Annotated in this window: 14 protein-coding genes; 13 read left to right on the plus strand and 1 reads right to left on the minus strand. The window is 54.4% G+C overall.

Translation table 11 applies throughout. From position 1 onward, the window contains the following. The first annotated feature begins 348 nt into the window (after nucleotides 1-348). The 12 genes from livK to ugpQ all read left to right on the plus strand — a co-directional run bounded on the left by livK (nucleotide 349) and on the right by ugpQ (nucleotide 11,339). Nucleotides 349-1,458, plus strand: a complete 1,110-nt coding sequence (gene livK, locus FDX09_RS01570) for a high-affinity branched-chain amino acid ABC transporter substrate-binding protein LivK (RefSeq protein ID WP_038634989.1) — start codon at nucleotides 349-351, stop codon at nucleotides 1,456-1,458. A gap of 61 nt (nucleotides 1,459-1,519) precedes the next feature. Then, nucleotides 1,520-2,446, plus strand: a complete 927-nt coding sequence (gene livH, locus FDX09_RS01575) for a high-affinity branched-chain amino acid ABC transporter permease LivH (protein WP_003827575.1) — start codon at nucleotides 1,520-1,522, stop codon at nucleotides 2,444-2,446. Further along, nucleotides 2,443-3,720, plus strand: coding sequence for a branched chain amino acid ABC transporter permease LivM (gene livM, locus FDX09_RS01580; protein ID WP_038634986.1), 1,278 nt, complete (start codon nucleotides 2,443-2,445; stop codon nucleotides 3,718-3,720). The genes livH and livM overlap by 4 nt, the downstream gene beginning before the upstream one ends. Then, on the plus strand, nucleotides 3,717-4,484 hold the full coding sequence (gene livG / locus FDX09_RS01585; RefSeq protein ID WP_003827578.1) for a high-affinity branched-chain amino acid ABC transporter ATP-binding protein LivG: 768 nt from the start codon (nucleotides 3,717-3,719) through the stop codon (nucleotides 4,482-4,484). Before livM ends, livG begins: the two co-directional genes overlap by 4 nt. A gap of 17 nt (nucleotides 4,485-4,501) precedes the next feature. Continuing rightward, a complete protein-coding gene (gene livF, locus FDX09_RS01590; protein ID WP_087856271.1) occupies nucleotides 4,502-5,215 on the plus strand; it encodes a high-affinity branched-chain amino acid ABC transporter ATP-binding protein LivF in 714 nt (237 codons plus the stop codon). 98 nt (nucleotides 5,216-5,313) lie between these two features. Continuing rightward, nucleotides 5,314-5,595 carry a hypothetical protein gene (locus tag FDX09_RS01595; RefSeq protein ID WP_069323776.1) on the plus strand — a complete coding sequence of 94 codons (282 nt, stop codon included), beginning with the start codon at nucleotides 5,314-5,316 and terminating at the stop codon, nucleotides 5,593-5,595. Between the two features lie 140 nt (nucleotides 5,596-5,735). Then, the gene (locus FDX09_RS01600; protein WP_085049030.1) at nucleotides 5,736-6,143 is read left to right on the plus strand and encodes a dTDP-glucose pyrophosphorylase; all 408 of its coding nucleotides are present in this window, start codon (nucleotides 5,736-5,738) and stop codon (nucleotides 6,141-6,143) included. 237 nt (nucleotides 6,144-6,380) lie between these two features. Further along, entirely contained in the window at nucleotides 6,381-7,697 is a 1,317-nt protein-coding gene (ugpB, locus tag FDX09_RS01605) for a sn-glycerol-3-phosphate ABC transporter substrate-binding protein UgpB (protein WP_016154831.1), read from the plus strand. A gap of 100 nt (nucleotides 7,698-7,797) precedes the next feature. Further along, the gene (gene ugpA, locus FDX09_RS01610) at nucleotides 7,798-8,685 is read left to right on the plus strand and encodes a sn-glycerol-3-phosphate ABC transporter permease UgpA (RefSeq protein ID WP_085049029.1); all 888 of its coding nucleotides are present in this window, start codon (nucleotides 7,798-7,800) and stop codon (nucleotides 8,683-8,685) included. Beyond that, nucleotides 8,682-9,527, plus strand: coding sequence for a sn-glycerol-3-phosphate ABC transporter permease UgpE (gene ugpE, locus FDX09_RS01615; RefSeq protein ID WP_137346695.1), 846 nt, complete (start codon nucleotides 8,682-8,684; stop codon nucleotides 9,525-9,527). The genes ugpA and ugpE overlap by 4 nt, the downstream gene beginning before the upstream one ends. Before the next feature lies 1 nt (nucleotide 9,528). Then, nucleotides 9,529-10,599, plus strand: a complete 1,071-nt coding sequence (locus tag FDX09_RS01620) for a sn-glycerol-3-phosphate import ATP-binding protein UgpC (protein WP_137346696.1) — start codon at nucleotides 9,529-9,531, stop codon at nucleotides 10,597-10,599. Continuing rightward, nucleotides 10,596-11,339: a glycerophosphodiester phosphodiesterase gene (ugpQ, locus tag FDX09_RS01625; protein WP_087856273.1), complete on the plus strand. Its 744-nt coding sequence runs from the start codon at nucleotides 10,596-10,598 to the stop codon at nucleotides 11,337-11,339. The genes FDX09_RS01620 and ugpQ overlap by 4 nt, the downstream gene beginning before the upstream one ends. Here the strand turns inward: ugpQ and FDX09_RS01630 are convergent. Next, nucleotides 11,336-11,779 (minus strand): DUF2756 family protein, encoded by a 444-nt coding sequence (locus tag FDX09_RS01630; RefSeq protein WP_038634965.1) that lies wholly within the window; start codon nucleotides 11,777-11,779, stop codon nucleotides 11,336-11,338. The two genes, ugpQ and FDX09_RS01630, sit on opposite strands and share 4 nt — an antisense overlap. Before the next feature lie 117 nt (nucleotides 11,780-11,896). Here FDX09_RS01630 and ggt point away from each other — a divergent pair, with 117 nt between their 5' ends. Then, a complete protein-coding gene (gene ggt, locus FDX09_RS01635; RefSeq protein ID WP_137346697.1) occupies nucleotides 11,897-13,642 on the plus strand; it encodes a gamma-glutamyltransferase in 1,746 nt (581 codons plus the stop codon). Nucleotides 13,643-13,660: the final 18 nt, after the last annotated feature.

Raw genomic sequence — 13,660 nt, forward strand, 5'->3', positions numbered from 1 at the left:
GCGATTAACCAGGTTAATAGTTTTGCGACAACGGTAATGACAGTTTGAAACATTAGAGATTGAAAAACAGGCAGGATAATACCCTGGAATGCAGCATTTTATTCCGCTCTTTGTACCGTTATTTTATGCTGACAAACGTGCTTTTTTTTGTTTATCTATAGTGAAAAGCAGAATATTATCTTTTCTTAATCGACTGAAATATAGAGATTTTAGTCTGATTTTGCTTAAAAAACTGCGCTAACCCATTAATGAGACTGGTAAAAATAGTGCAGTTCAAAAAAAGCACAGTCTGCTTTTTAACCACATAAATACAAAATATTAATTACGTCACGAATGGGGATTCAGTTAATGAAACGGAATGCGAAAACAATCATCGCAGGGGTGATAGCACTGGCAATGTCGCATGCTGTCATGGCAGAAGATATCAAGGTGGCTGTTGTCGGGGCGATGTCGGGTCCGGTCGCGCAGTGGGGTGATATGGAATTTAATGGAGCACGTCAGGCCATTAAAGATATCAATGCCAAAGGCGGGATCAAAGGCGACAAGCTGGTGGCCGTGGAATATGACGATGCTTGCGATCCAAAACAGGCCGTTGCCGTAGCAAACAAAATCGTCAACGACGGTATTCAGTATGTTATTGGCCACCTGTGCTCATCTTCGACTCAGCCAGCGTCAGACATCTATGAAGACGAAGGGATCCTGATGATTTCCCCGGGCGCCACTAACCCGGAACTGACCCAGCGCGGTTACGCACACATTATGCGTACTGCGGGTCTGGACTCCTCTCAGGGACCAACCGCCGCGAAATACATTCTGGAGAAGGTGAAGCCGCAGCGCATCGCCATCATCCATGATAAACAGCAATACGGCGAAGGCCTGGCGCGTTCGGTGCAGGACAGCCTGAAAGCGGGCAAAGCCAACATCGTCTTCTTTGATGGGATCACCGCCGGGGAAAAAGATTTCTCTGCGCTGATTGCCCGTCTGAAGAAAGAAAATATCGACTTCGTCTATTACGGCGGCTACTACCCGGAAATGGGGCAAATGCTGCGCCAGGCGCGATCCGTTGGCCTGAAAACGCAGTTTATGGGGCCAGAGGGTGTGGGTAATGCATCTCTGTCTAACATCGCCGGTGATGCCGCAGAAGGCATGCTGGTGACGATGCCAAAACGTTATGACCAGGATCCGGCGAATAAAGCAATTGTCGATGCGCTCAAAGCTGACAAGAAAGATCCAACCGGACCGTACGTGTGGATCACTTATGCAGCCGTCCAGTCACTGGCGAGCGCAATGGATCGCAGCGGAAGCAAAGAGCCGCTGGATCTGGTGAAAGATCTGAAAGCACACGGGGCTGATACCGTGATTGGGCCGCTGAAATGGGACGAAAAAGGCGATTTGAAGGGATTTGAGTTTGGTGTCTTTCAGTGGCACGCAGATGGTTCATCAACCGTCGCGAAGTAATACCTGAAGACGAGTTATCCCACCGCCCGTGCAAAACGGGCGGGTTAAGAAAGGTTACCTTATGTCCGAGCAGTTCCTCTATTTCTTGCAGCAGATGTTTAACGGCGTCACGCTGGGAAGCACCTACGCGCTGATCGCCATCGGTTATACGATGGTGTACGGCATTATTGGCATGATCAACTTCGCCCATGGCGAGGTGTATATGATCGGCAGCTATGTCTCCTTTATGATCATCGCTGCGCTAATGATGATGGGGATTGATTCCAGTTGGCTACTGGTCGCGGCGGGTTTCGTCGGCGCGATTGTGATTGCCAGCGCCTACGGCTGGAGTATTGAACGGGTGGCGTATCGGCCCGTGCGCAGCTCCAAGCGCTTGATCGCGCTAATTTCCGCTATCGGGATGTCCATCTTCCTGCAAAACTACGTCAGCCTGACGGAAGGTTCACGCGACGTGGCGCTGCCCAGCCTGTTTAACGGCCAGTGGACTGTCGGCAGTAGTGATAACTTCTCTGCATCTATCACCACTATGCAGTTGGTTATCTGGATTGTAACCTTCCTCGCGATGCTGGCACTGACGTTGTTTATCCGCTATTCGCGTATGGGACGTGCCTGCCGCGCCTGTGCGGAAGATCTGAAAATGGCCAGCCTGCTCGGCATTAACACCGACCGCGTGATTGCGCTGACCTTTGTGATCGGTGCGGCAATGGCGGCGGTTGCGGGCGTGCTGCTCGGTCAGTTCTATGGCGTAATTAACCCTTACATCGGCTTTATGGCCGGGATGAAAGCCTTTACCGCGGCGGTACTGGGCGGCATTGGCAGCATTCCTGGCGCGATGATTGGCGGCCTGATTTTGGGCGTTGCCGAAGCGCTTTCCTCTGCTTATCTGAGTACGGAATACAAAGACGTGGTGTCGTTCGCGTTGCTGATTCTGGTACTGCTGGTGATGCCGACCGGTATTCTGGGTCGTCCGGAGGTAGAGAAAGTATGAAACCGATGCATTTTGCAATGGCGCTGCTCTCTGCCGCCATGTTCTTCATCCTGGCGGGCGTCTTCATGGGCGTCCAGTTAGAGCTGGACGGCACCAAACTGGTGGTGGACACCGCTGCGGATATCCGCTGGCAGTGGGTGTTTATCGGCACTGGCGTCGTGTTTCTTTTCCAACTGTTGCGTCCGGCGTTCCAGAAAGGTCTGAAGAGCGTCTCCGGGCCGAAGTTTATTCTGCCAGCGATTGACGGCTCCACCGTTAAACAGAAACTGTTTCTGGTGGCGCTGCTGGTGATTGCCGTGGCATGGCCGTTTATGGTCTCGCGCGGCACGGTCGATATCGCCACGCTGACGATGATTTATATCATCCTCGGCCTCGGCTTAAACGTGGTGGTGGGGCTTTCCGGTCTGCTGGTGCTGGGCTACGGCGGCTTCTATGCCATCGGCGCTTACACCTTTGCGCTGCTGAACCACTATTACGGCCTCGGTTTCTGGACCTGTCTGCCGCTGGCGGGGCTGGTTTCTGCCGCTGCGGGGTTCCTGCTCGGCTTCCCGGTCCTGCGTCTGCGCGGTGATTATCTGGCGATTGTGACCTTAGGCTTCGGCGAAATCGTCCGTATCCTGCTGCTCAACAACACCGAAATCACCGGCGGCCCGAACGGTATTAGCCAGATCCCGAAACCCACCTTTTTCGGTCTTGAGTTCAGCCGCAGCGCGCGTGAAGGCGGCTGGGATACCTTCAGCAACTTCTTTAACGTGAAGTATGACCCGTCCGATCGCGTGATTTTCCTCTATCTGGTGGCGCTGCTGCTGGTGGTGTTCTCGCTGTTTGTCATCAACCGTCTGCTGCGCATGCCGCTGGGACGTGCGTGGGAAGCGCTGCGTGAAGATGAAATCGCCTGCCGTTCGCTGGGCTTAAATCCTACACGCATCAAGCTGACCGCCTTTACCATCAGCGCCGCGTTCGCGGGTTTTGCCGGCACGCTGTTTGCCGCGCGGCAGGGTTTTGTCAGCCCGGAATCGTTCACCTTTGCCGAGTCGGCCTTTGTGTTGGCGATTGTGGTACTGGGTGGAATGGGCTCGCAGTTTGCGGTCATTCTCGCAGCTATCCTGCTGGTGGTGTCACGCGAACTGATGCGTGATTTCAATGAATACAGCATGTTAATGCTGGGTGGTTTGATGGTACTGATGATGATCTGGCGTCCGCAGGGCTTGTTACCGATGACCCGTCCGCAGTTGAAGCTGAAAAACGGGGAAGCAAAAGGAGAGCAGGCATGAGTCAGCCATTATTATCCGTTAACGGCCTGATGATGCGCTTCGGCGGTCTGCTGGCGGTGAACAACGTTGAGCTGGAACTGAGACCGCAGGAAATCGTCTCGTTAATCGGGCCGAACGGCGCGGGAAAAACCACGGTCTTTAACTGCCTGACCGGTTTTTATAAACCGACGGGTGGGACGATTAAGCTGCGTGACCAGCATCTGGAAGGGCTGCCGGGTCAGCAAATCGCGCGTATGGGCGTGGTGCGTACTTTCCAGCACGTACGCCTGTTTCGCGAAATGACGGTGATTGAAAACTTGCTGGTGGCGCAACATCAGCAATTGAAAACCGGTGTCTTTTCCGGCCTGTTAAAAACGCCGTCGTTCCGTCGCGCGCAAAGTGAAGCCCTGGATCGCGCCGCCACCTGGCTTGCGCGTATTGGTTTGCTGGAGCATGCCAACCGTCAGGCCAGTAATCTCGCCTACGGTGACCAGCGTCGCCTGGAGATCGCCCGCTGCATGGTGACGCAGCCTGAGATCCTGATGCTTGACGAGCCTGCCGCTGGTCTCAACCCGAAAGAGACCAAAGAGCTGGATGAGCTGATTGCCGAACTGCGCAATCATCACAACACCACCATTCTGTTGATTGAGCACGATATGAAACTGGTGATGGGCATTTCCGACCGTATTTACGTGGTAAACCAGGGCACGCCGCTGGCGAACGGGACGCCGGAACAGATTCGTAATAACCCGGACGTGATCCGCGCCTATTTAGGTGAAGCATAATGGGGGCGAGGCATAATATGGATAAGGCGATGTTATCGTTCGATAAAGTCAGCGCCCACTACGGCAAAATTCAGGCGCTGCACGAGGTGAGCCTGTATATCAATCAGGGTGAAATCGTAACGCTTATCGGTGCCAACGGCGCGGGGAAAACCACCCTGCTCGGTACGTTATGCGGCGACCCACGCGCGACCAGCGGACGCATTGTCTTTGATGGTAAAGACATTACCGACTGGCAAACGGCTAAAATCATGCGTGAAGCGGTGGCGATCGTCCCGGAAGGGCGTCGTGTGTTTTCGCGCATGACGGTGGAAGAGAACCTGGCGATGGGCGGTTTCTTTGCCGAGAAGGACCAGTTTCAGGAACGTATCAAATGGGTGTATGACCTGTTTCCGCGCCTGCATGAGCGTCGCATTCAGCGTGCGGGTACCATGTCCGGCGGTGAACAGCAGATGCTGGCGATAGGTCGTGCGCTGATGAGCCAGCCCCGGCTATTGTTGCTTGATGAGCCGTCGCTGGGTCTGGCGCCGATTATCATCCAGCAGATCTTTAATACCATCGAGCAGTTGCGCGAGCAGGGGATGACCATCTTCCTCGTCGAGCAGAACGCCAACCAGGCGCTGAAACTCGCCGACCGCGGCTACGTGCTGGAAAACGGTCATGTGGTACTGGAAGACACCGGCGATGCGCTACTGGCGAATGAAGCGGTGCGTAGCGCTTATCTGGGCGGTTAAGATTTCTCTTAAGAGCTAAGGGGCCTGATGGCCCCTTTTTATCGCGTTATGTTATTATTGAGAATGGTTATCAATAATAACATGAACATGGAGAAAGGATGATACGTTCAGGTACCTGCATGATGATTGGAACTCTGTTATTGGCGTTTGCATCTGGTGTTCAGGCACTGGAACCGCAAACGTTCGACCCGCGCGATCCATCTATCTGGGAAGAGAAACCGGCCAACCCGTTGGCACAATCCAGCTCGCCCTGCGAAGTATTCACCAGCTCGGTATGCCCTGGCTGGGAAGATGAAAAATCAGATATCCAACGTGAACGTGAGCGGCGGGAACAGCAGCGTTTACAGAATGAATTTGAGCGACGCTGGCGTCGGGATTAACGTTACCGGAGTCAATGGGCAGCGTGTCAGGTAACGTCGCTAGCTAAATCTGCAGGTATTGCGAGCCTTGTCCCAGCAAGTATAGGTTATTTGCTGCATAATCAACGGCTTGATGTATATCTTGAGTCAATGGTAATTGAATGAATGATTTACCGCGTCAAACTGACGTGCTGCCCATGCCCGCAATAGACGGTGTTACGGTCTCTTTTAATGGACTGCACTATCTGCGCCCCGAGCTACTTCTGGATTTCGTGAGTATCAGTAGCGCGCCGTTGCTTGCCGTTACGCCTGTTGCATTGCTGTACTCTTCTGTTGGTGTGCTGCAGCAGGTCGACTTACGCAAGCTGCCGGTTGAAGTCGTTGGCCGTGTGGTTTATCCCATCACTTCGCTGAAGCTTCCTGCGTTACGAGGAAAGCTCATCATTAACGCCCAGTCGCGACGGCTCAAGTTTCTGGAAAGTCTGGCGGCGATATCGCCGGAAGATAATATCCACGGTATGCAGGTCCTGGGACTGGCGCTGGAGTTTACGTTCGCACAGCCTGAGTGATCTCATCTGTACGGCAAATCTTTTTATGGGCCGGGTAAGGCACCTCCCCGGCTTTGTTGTGCTCCACCCCGCATTTTCCTGTCACTCCGCTTTCACCGCCTTGCCATCTGTTTGTCGCCTTACTATCTTTTTTTTGTAATAAAAAAGTTATTTTTCTGTCATTCGAGCATGTCATGTTACCCCCGCGAGCATAAAACGCGTGATATCGCGCATCCGGCACAACAAGAGAGATAACCGATGATATCGTTACGACATACAGCTTTAGGACTGGCACTTAGCCTGGCATTTGCAGGTCAGGCGCTGGCAGTCACCACCATCCCGTTCTGGCACTCAATGGAAGGCGAACTGGGTAAAGAAGTTGATTCACTGGCGCAACGTTTTAATGCCGCCAATCCCGACTACAAAATTGTTCCACAGTATAAAGGCAACTATGAGCAAAGCCTGAGCGCAGGTATTGCCGCCTTCCGTACCGGAAACGCGCCTGCGCTGCTGCAGGTTTATGAAGTGGGGACGGCAACGATGATGGCCTCGAAAGCCATTAAACCGGTCTATGAAGTATTCAAAGAGGCCGGTATTAACTTTGATGAATCTCAGTTCGTGCCGACGGTTTCCGGTTATTACACTGACTCGAAAAGCGGACATTTACTCTCCCAGCCGTTTAACAGCTCCACGCCGGTGCTGTATTACAACAAAGATGCCTTCAAAAAAGCCGGTTTAGATCCTGAGCAGCCGCCAAAAACCTGGCAGGATCTGGCGGAATACACCGCGAAGCTGAAAGCCGCAGGTATGAAGTGTGGCTATGCCAGCGGTTGGCAGGGCTGGATCCAGATTGAAAACTTCAGCGCCTGGAACGGCCTGCCGGTCGCCACCAAAAACAACGGTTTTGACGGTACTGATGCGGTGCTGGAGTTCAATAAACCGGAGCAGGTGAAACACATTGCACTACTGGAAGAGCTGAATAAAAAGGGCGACTTCAGCTACTTTGGACGTAAAGATGAATCCACCGAGAAGTTCTACAACGGGGATTGCGCCATTACCACCGCTTCTTCAGGTTCTCTGGCCGACATCCGCCACTACGCCAAATTCAACTATGGCGTTGGCATGATGCCGTACGATGCCGATGTGAAGGGCGCACCGCAGAACGCGATTATCGGTGGAGCCAGTCTGTGGGTGATGCAGGGCAAAGACAAAGCCACCTACGAAGGCGTGGCGCAATTCCTTAACTTCCTCGCGAAACCAGAGATTGCTGCCGAATGGCACCAGAAGACCGGCTATCTGCCGATCACCACCGCCGCGTACGATCTGACTCGCGAGCAGGGCTTCTATGATAAGAACCCCGGGGCCGATATCGCCACCCGTCAGATGCTGAACAAACCGCCGTTGCCGTTCACTAAAGGGCTGCGTCTGGGCAACATGCCGCAGATCCGTACCATCGTGGATGAAGAGCTGGAAAGCGTGTGGACTGGAAAGAAAACCCCACAGCAGGCGTTGGATGCCGCGGTTGAGCGTGGCAATCAGTTACTGCGCCGCTTTGAGCAATCGACCAAATCGTAATGTGAAATGCCGGGTGGCGGCTGCGCCTTACCCGGCCTACAAATGCGCGTAGGTCGGATAAGCGTAGCGCCATCTGGCGCTGTTCAGGAATCAAACCTCAATGTCCTCATCCCGTCCGGTGTTTCGCTCGCGCTGGCTTCCCTATTTACTGGTGGCCCCGCAGTTGGTTATCACCGTTATTTTCTTTATCTGGCCCGCCGGTGAAGCGCTGTGGTACTCGCTACAAAGCGTTGATCCTTTTGGCCTTTCCAGCCAGTTTGTCGGACTGGAAAACTTTGTCGCGCTGTTTCATGACCCGTACTACCTTGATTCGTTCTGGACGACGATAAAGTTCAGTACGCTGGTTACGGTAAGCGGCCTGCTGGTGTCGCTGTTTTTTGCTGCGCTGGTGAATTATGTCGTGCGCGGTAGCCGTTTTTACCAGACGTTGATGCTGTTGCCTTACGCTGTTGCGCCCGCCGTTGCCGCCGTACTGTGGATCTTCCTGTTTAACCCGGGTCGCGGGCTGATCACCCATTTGCTCGCTGAGTTTGGCTATGACTGGAATCACGCGCAAAACAGCGGTCAGGCCATGTTTCTGGTGGTGTTCGCGTCGGTCTGGAAGCAGATTAGTTACAACTTCCTGTTCTTCTTTGCCGCACTGCAATCTATTCCCCGGTCGTTGATCGAAGCCGCCGCGATTGATGGCGCAGGACCGGTTCGCCGCTTCTTTAAATTAGCGCTGCCGCTGATTGCGCCGGTCAGTTTCTTTTTGCTGGTGGTGAATCTGGTGTATGCCTTCTTTGACACCTTCCCGGTGATCGACGCCGCCACGGCAGGTGGGCCGGTACAGGCGACCACGACGTTGATTTATAAGATCTATCGTGAAGGCTTTGTCGGCCTGGATCTCTCTGCGTCAGCCGCGCAGTCGGTGGTGCTGATGTTCCTGGTCATTATTTTGACGGTGGTGCAGTTCCGCTATGTGGAAAGTAAGGTGCGTTACCAATGATTGAGAACCGTCGTGGGCTGACAATATTCAGCCATACCATGCTGATGCTGGGAATCATGGTGATCCTGTTCCCGTTGTACGTCGCGTTTGTCGCGGCGACGCTGGACAACAAAGCGGTATTTGAAACGCCGATGACGCTGATTCCCGGCACGCAGTTGCTGGAAAACATGAAATACATCTGGGTCAACGGCGTGGGCGTCAACAGTGCGCCGTTCTGGCTGATGATGCTCAACAGTTTCATCATGGCGTTCAGTATTACGGTGGGGAAAATCACCGTATCTATACTCTCCGCATTCGCCATCGTCTGGTTTCGCTTTCCGCTGCGCAATCTGTTCTTCTGGATGATTTTTATCACCCTGATGCTGCCGGTTGAGGTGCGTATTTTCCCGACGGTAGAAGTGATCGCCAACCTGAAAATGCTCGACAGCTACGCGGGCCTGACGCTGCCGCTGATGGCGTCGGCTACCGCGACCTTCCTGTTCCGTCAGTTCTTTATGACCCTGCCGGATGAGCTGGTTGAAGCGGCGCGTATTGACGGCGCGTCACCGATGCGCTTTTTCCGCGATATCGTGCTACCGCTGTCAAAAACCAATCTGGCGGCGCTGTTCGTGATCACCTTTATTTACGGCTGGAACCAGTATTTGTGGCCGTTGTTAATTATTACCGATGTCAACCTGGGCACTGCGGTAGCGGGCATCAAAGGCATGATCGCCACCGGCGAAGGTACCACCCAATGGAATCAGGTGATGGCAGCCATGCTGCTGACGCTCATCCCTCCGGTAATCATCGTGTTAGCCATGCAGCGTGCCTTTGTGCGTGGTTTAGTGGACAGTGAGAAATAAAATGGCAGGACTCAAACTACAGGCAGTAACCAAAAGCTGGGACGGCAAAACCCAGGTGATTAAACCGCTGACGCTGGACGTTGCGGACGGGGAGTTTATCGTGATGGTCGGGCCATCCGGCTGCGGCAAGTCTACGCTGCTGCGGATGGTGGCCGGGCTGGAGCGGGTCAGCGACGGCGATATCTGGATCGATAATAAGCGCGTCACCGAGATGGAGCCGAAAGATCGCGGCATTGCGATGGTGTTCCAGAACTATGCCCTCTACCCGCATATGAGCGTAGAAGAAAACATGGCCTGGGGGCTGAAGATCCGTGGAATGGGTAAGGAGCATATTGCTGAGCGGGTGAAAGAGGCGGCACGTATTCTCGAACTGGGTGAACTGCTCAAACGTCGCCCACGCGAACTTTCCGGCGGCCAGCGTCAGCGCGTGGCGATGGGACGGGCGATTGTTCGCGATCCGGCGGTATTCCTGTTCGATGAGCCGCTTTCTAACCTCGATGCCAAGCTGCGCGTCCAGATGCGTCTGGAGTTACAACATCTGCATCGCCGACTGAAAACCACCTCGCTGTATGTGACGCACGATCAGGTTGAAGCGATGACCCTTGCCCAGCGGGTGATGGTGATGAACAAAGGCATTGCCGAGCAGATCGGTACGCCGGTTGAAGTGTACGAGAAACCTGCCAGCCGCTTTGTGGCGAGCTTTATCGGCAGCCCGGCGATGAACCTGCTGGATGGGCGTATTAGCGCTTCGGGTACGCATTTTGAACTGGATGACGGCATGGCTTTGCCCATCGGCAGGAGCGTCCGGGAGTGTATTGGGCGTAACATGACGCTGGGTATCCGCCCGGAGCATATTGCGTTAAGCTCGCAGGCCGATGGCGGTGTGCCGTTGGTTGTCGACACGCTGGAAATGCTGGGTGCGGATAACCTCGCGCACGGGCGCTGGGGCGAGCAAAAGCTGGTGGTGCGACTGGCGCATCAGCATCGCCCGACGGCAGGCAGCACGCTGTGGCTGCATCTGCCAGAAAATCATTTGCATCTTTTTGATGGCGAAACAGGACAACGCGTATGAGTAACTGGCCTTATCCCCACATTGTCGCCCATCGCGGCGGCGGTAAGCTGGCTCCGGAAAACACCCTGGCGGCGATCGACGTGGGGGCGCGATACGGGCATACCATGATTGAGTTTGACGCTAAGTTGTCGAAAGACGGCGAGATCTTTTTGCTGCACGACGACAATCTCGAACGGACCAGTAACGGCTGGGGCGTGGCGGGTGAACTGAACTGGCAGGATCTATTACGCGTGGACGCAGGCGGTTGGTTTAGCGGCGAGTTTAAAGGCGAACCGCTGCCGCTGCTCTCGCAAGTGGCCGCGCGCTGCCGTCAGCACGGCATGATGGCGAATATTGAAATTAAACCCACTACCGGCACCGGAACGCTAACCGGCAAAGTCGTGGCGCTGGCCGCGCGTGAACTGTGGGCGGGAATGACGCCGCCGCTGTTGTCGTCTTTTGAAATTGACGCGCTTGAAGCGGCGCAGCAGGCGGTTCCTGAACTGCCGCGCGGTTTACTGCTTGATGAATGGCGTGACGACTGGCGCGAACTCACTACCCGGCTCGGCTGCGTCTCGATTCATCTTAATCATAAGCTGCTGGATGAAGCGCGCGTGGATGCGTTGCGCGACGCGGGGCTACGTATTTTGGTTTATACCGTCAACCGACCCCAGCGCGCGGCAGAGCTGCTGCGCTGGGGAGTGGACTGCATCTGTACCGATGCTATTGATACGATAGGACCGGATTTTCAACCCTATTAAGGCCCAATCGTTTTTAACGGAACGTTAGGCTGCGGCGTGCTGGAGGGCTTCAGCATGTCGCCGTTCTTTTTCTCTGACAGCATATGTTGCTGTTTATTCAGCGAACTGTCCGGGTTGCGGGTTCCGTTCAACATGCCACCGTTGCTGTTGGGCAGCATCTGCTGTTGACCCGAATTCAACTCTCCAGGCTGGGACTGAAGGACTCGCTGGGAATTGGTGTTGATTTGGTTTTCCATATGCTGTTGCTGCATGCGGGTTTGCGTTTGCAACTGCTGGTTGAGCATCCCTTTTTGCTGAATTTGCTGCGTTTGCATTTGGGTTTGCATACGCTGCTGGCTCGGGATCTGGTAACCCGGTTGATTCGGGTTATTCATGGTGTTGATGGGCTGTGCAAAGCCTGCAAACGGCAATAGCATGGCTAAAAGTAAGAGTCGTTTCATCGCTTTTCTCCTCTCGGGGATCGCTTAAGTTTACTCCTTTCTCGCCGTTACGATGATTATTTCAGAGTTATGCACCAGGCTTAGTGGGGGCCGACCCCATACATCTGGAGAATAACGATGATAAAACCGACGTTTTTACGCCGGGTAGCCATTGCTGCTCTGCTCTCAGGAAGTTGTTTTAGCGTTGTTGCCGCGCCGGCAGCGCCACCGCCGGTATCCTACGGTGTCGAGGAAGATGTGTTCCATCCCGTGCGTGCGCAGCAGGGAATGGTGGCCTCGGTGGATGCGTTAGCCACCCAGGTCGGGGTGGATATCCTCAAACAGGGGGGCAATGCCGTTGATGCCGCCGTCGCCGTTGGTTACGCGCTGGCGGTGACGCATCCGCAGGCGGGGAACCTGGGCGGCGGTGGTTTTATGCTGCTGCGCACCAAAGACGGTAACACTACGGCGATTGATTTTCGTGAAATGGCGCCTGCTGCCGCGACCCGTGATATGTTCCTCGACGATCAGGGTAACGCCGATGCGAAAAAGTCGCTGACGTCGCATCTGGCATCCGGTACGCCGGGTACCGTGGCGGGTTTCTCGCTGGCGCTGGAGAAATACGGCACGATGCCGCTGAATAAAGTAGTGCGTCCGGCGATGAAGCTGGCGGAAGAGGGTTTTGTGGTTAACGATGCGCTGGCCGACGACTTAAAAACTTACGGCAGCGAAGTGATCCCTAATCATGAGAACAGCAAAGCCATTTTCTGGAAAGACGGCGAGCCGCTGAAGAAGGGCGATAAGCTGGTCCAGAAGGATCTGGCGAAAAGCCTGGAAATGATTGCCGAAAACGGCCCGGATGCGTTTTATAAAGGGGCGATTGCCGACCAGATTGCCGGGGAAATGCAGAAGAACGGCGGTCTGATGACCAAAGAGGATTTAGCCAGCTATAAAGCCGTTGAGCGTACGCCAATCAGTGGTGACTATCGCGGATATCAGGTCTTCTCCATGCCGCCGCCATCCTCGGGCGGTATTCACATCGTGCAAATTCTCAATATTCTTGAAAACTTCGACATGAAGAAGTACGGCTTTGGCAGCGCCGATGCTATGCAAATCATGGCGGAAGCGGAAAAATACGCCTATGCCGACCGTTCAGAGTATCTGGGTGACCCGGACTTTGTGAAAGTGCCGTGGCAGGCGCTGACCAACAAAGCCTATGCGAAAACACTGGCCGATCAAATTGATATCAACAAGGCCAAACCTTCCAGCCAGATAAAACCGGGCAAGCTCGCCCCGTATGAAAGCAACCAGACCACCCACTTCTCGGTGGTGGATAAAGACGGCAATGCCGTGGCGGTGACCTATACCTTGAATACAACCTTCGGCACCGGGATTGTGGCGGGTAATACCGGTATTCTGCTCAATAATGAAATGGACGATTTCTCTGCCAAGCCGGGCGTGCCGAACGTATACGGACTGGTGGGCGGCGATGCCAACGCGGTCGGGCCGAAGAAGCGTCCTCTGTCGTCGATGTCGCCGACTATCGTGGTAAAAGACGGGAAAACCTGGCTGGTGACCGGCAGCCCAGGCGGGAGTCGAATCATCACTACCGTGCTGCAAATGGTAGTGAACAGCATTGATTTCGGAATGAACGTCGCCGAAGCGACCAACGCGCCGCGCTTCCATCATCAGTGGTTGCCGGATGAGCTTCGCGTCGAGAAGGGCTTCAGCCCGGACACGCTTAAGTTGCTGGAGCAAAAAGGACAGAAAGTGGCGCTGAAAGAGGCGATGGGCAGCACGCAAAGTATTATGGTTGGGCCGGATGGCGCCCTGTATGGCGCGTCCGACCCGCGTTCCGTAGATGATTTAACGGCGGGGTACTGATTTTTACTACCAGGCCCG

The organism is Citrobacter sp. wls717 (genome assembly GCF_005280955.1).
Taxonomy (GTDB): domain Bacteria; phylum Pseudomonadota; class Gammaproteobacteria; order Enterobacterales; family Enterobacteriaceae; genus Citrobacter; species Citrobacter werkmanii.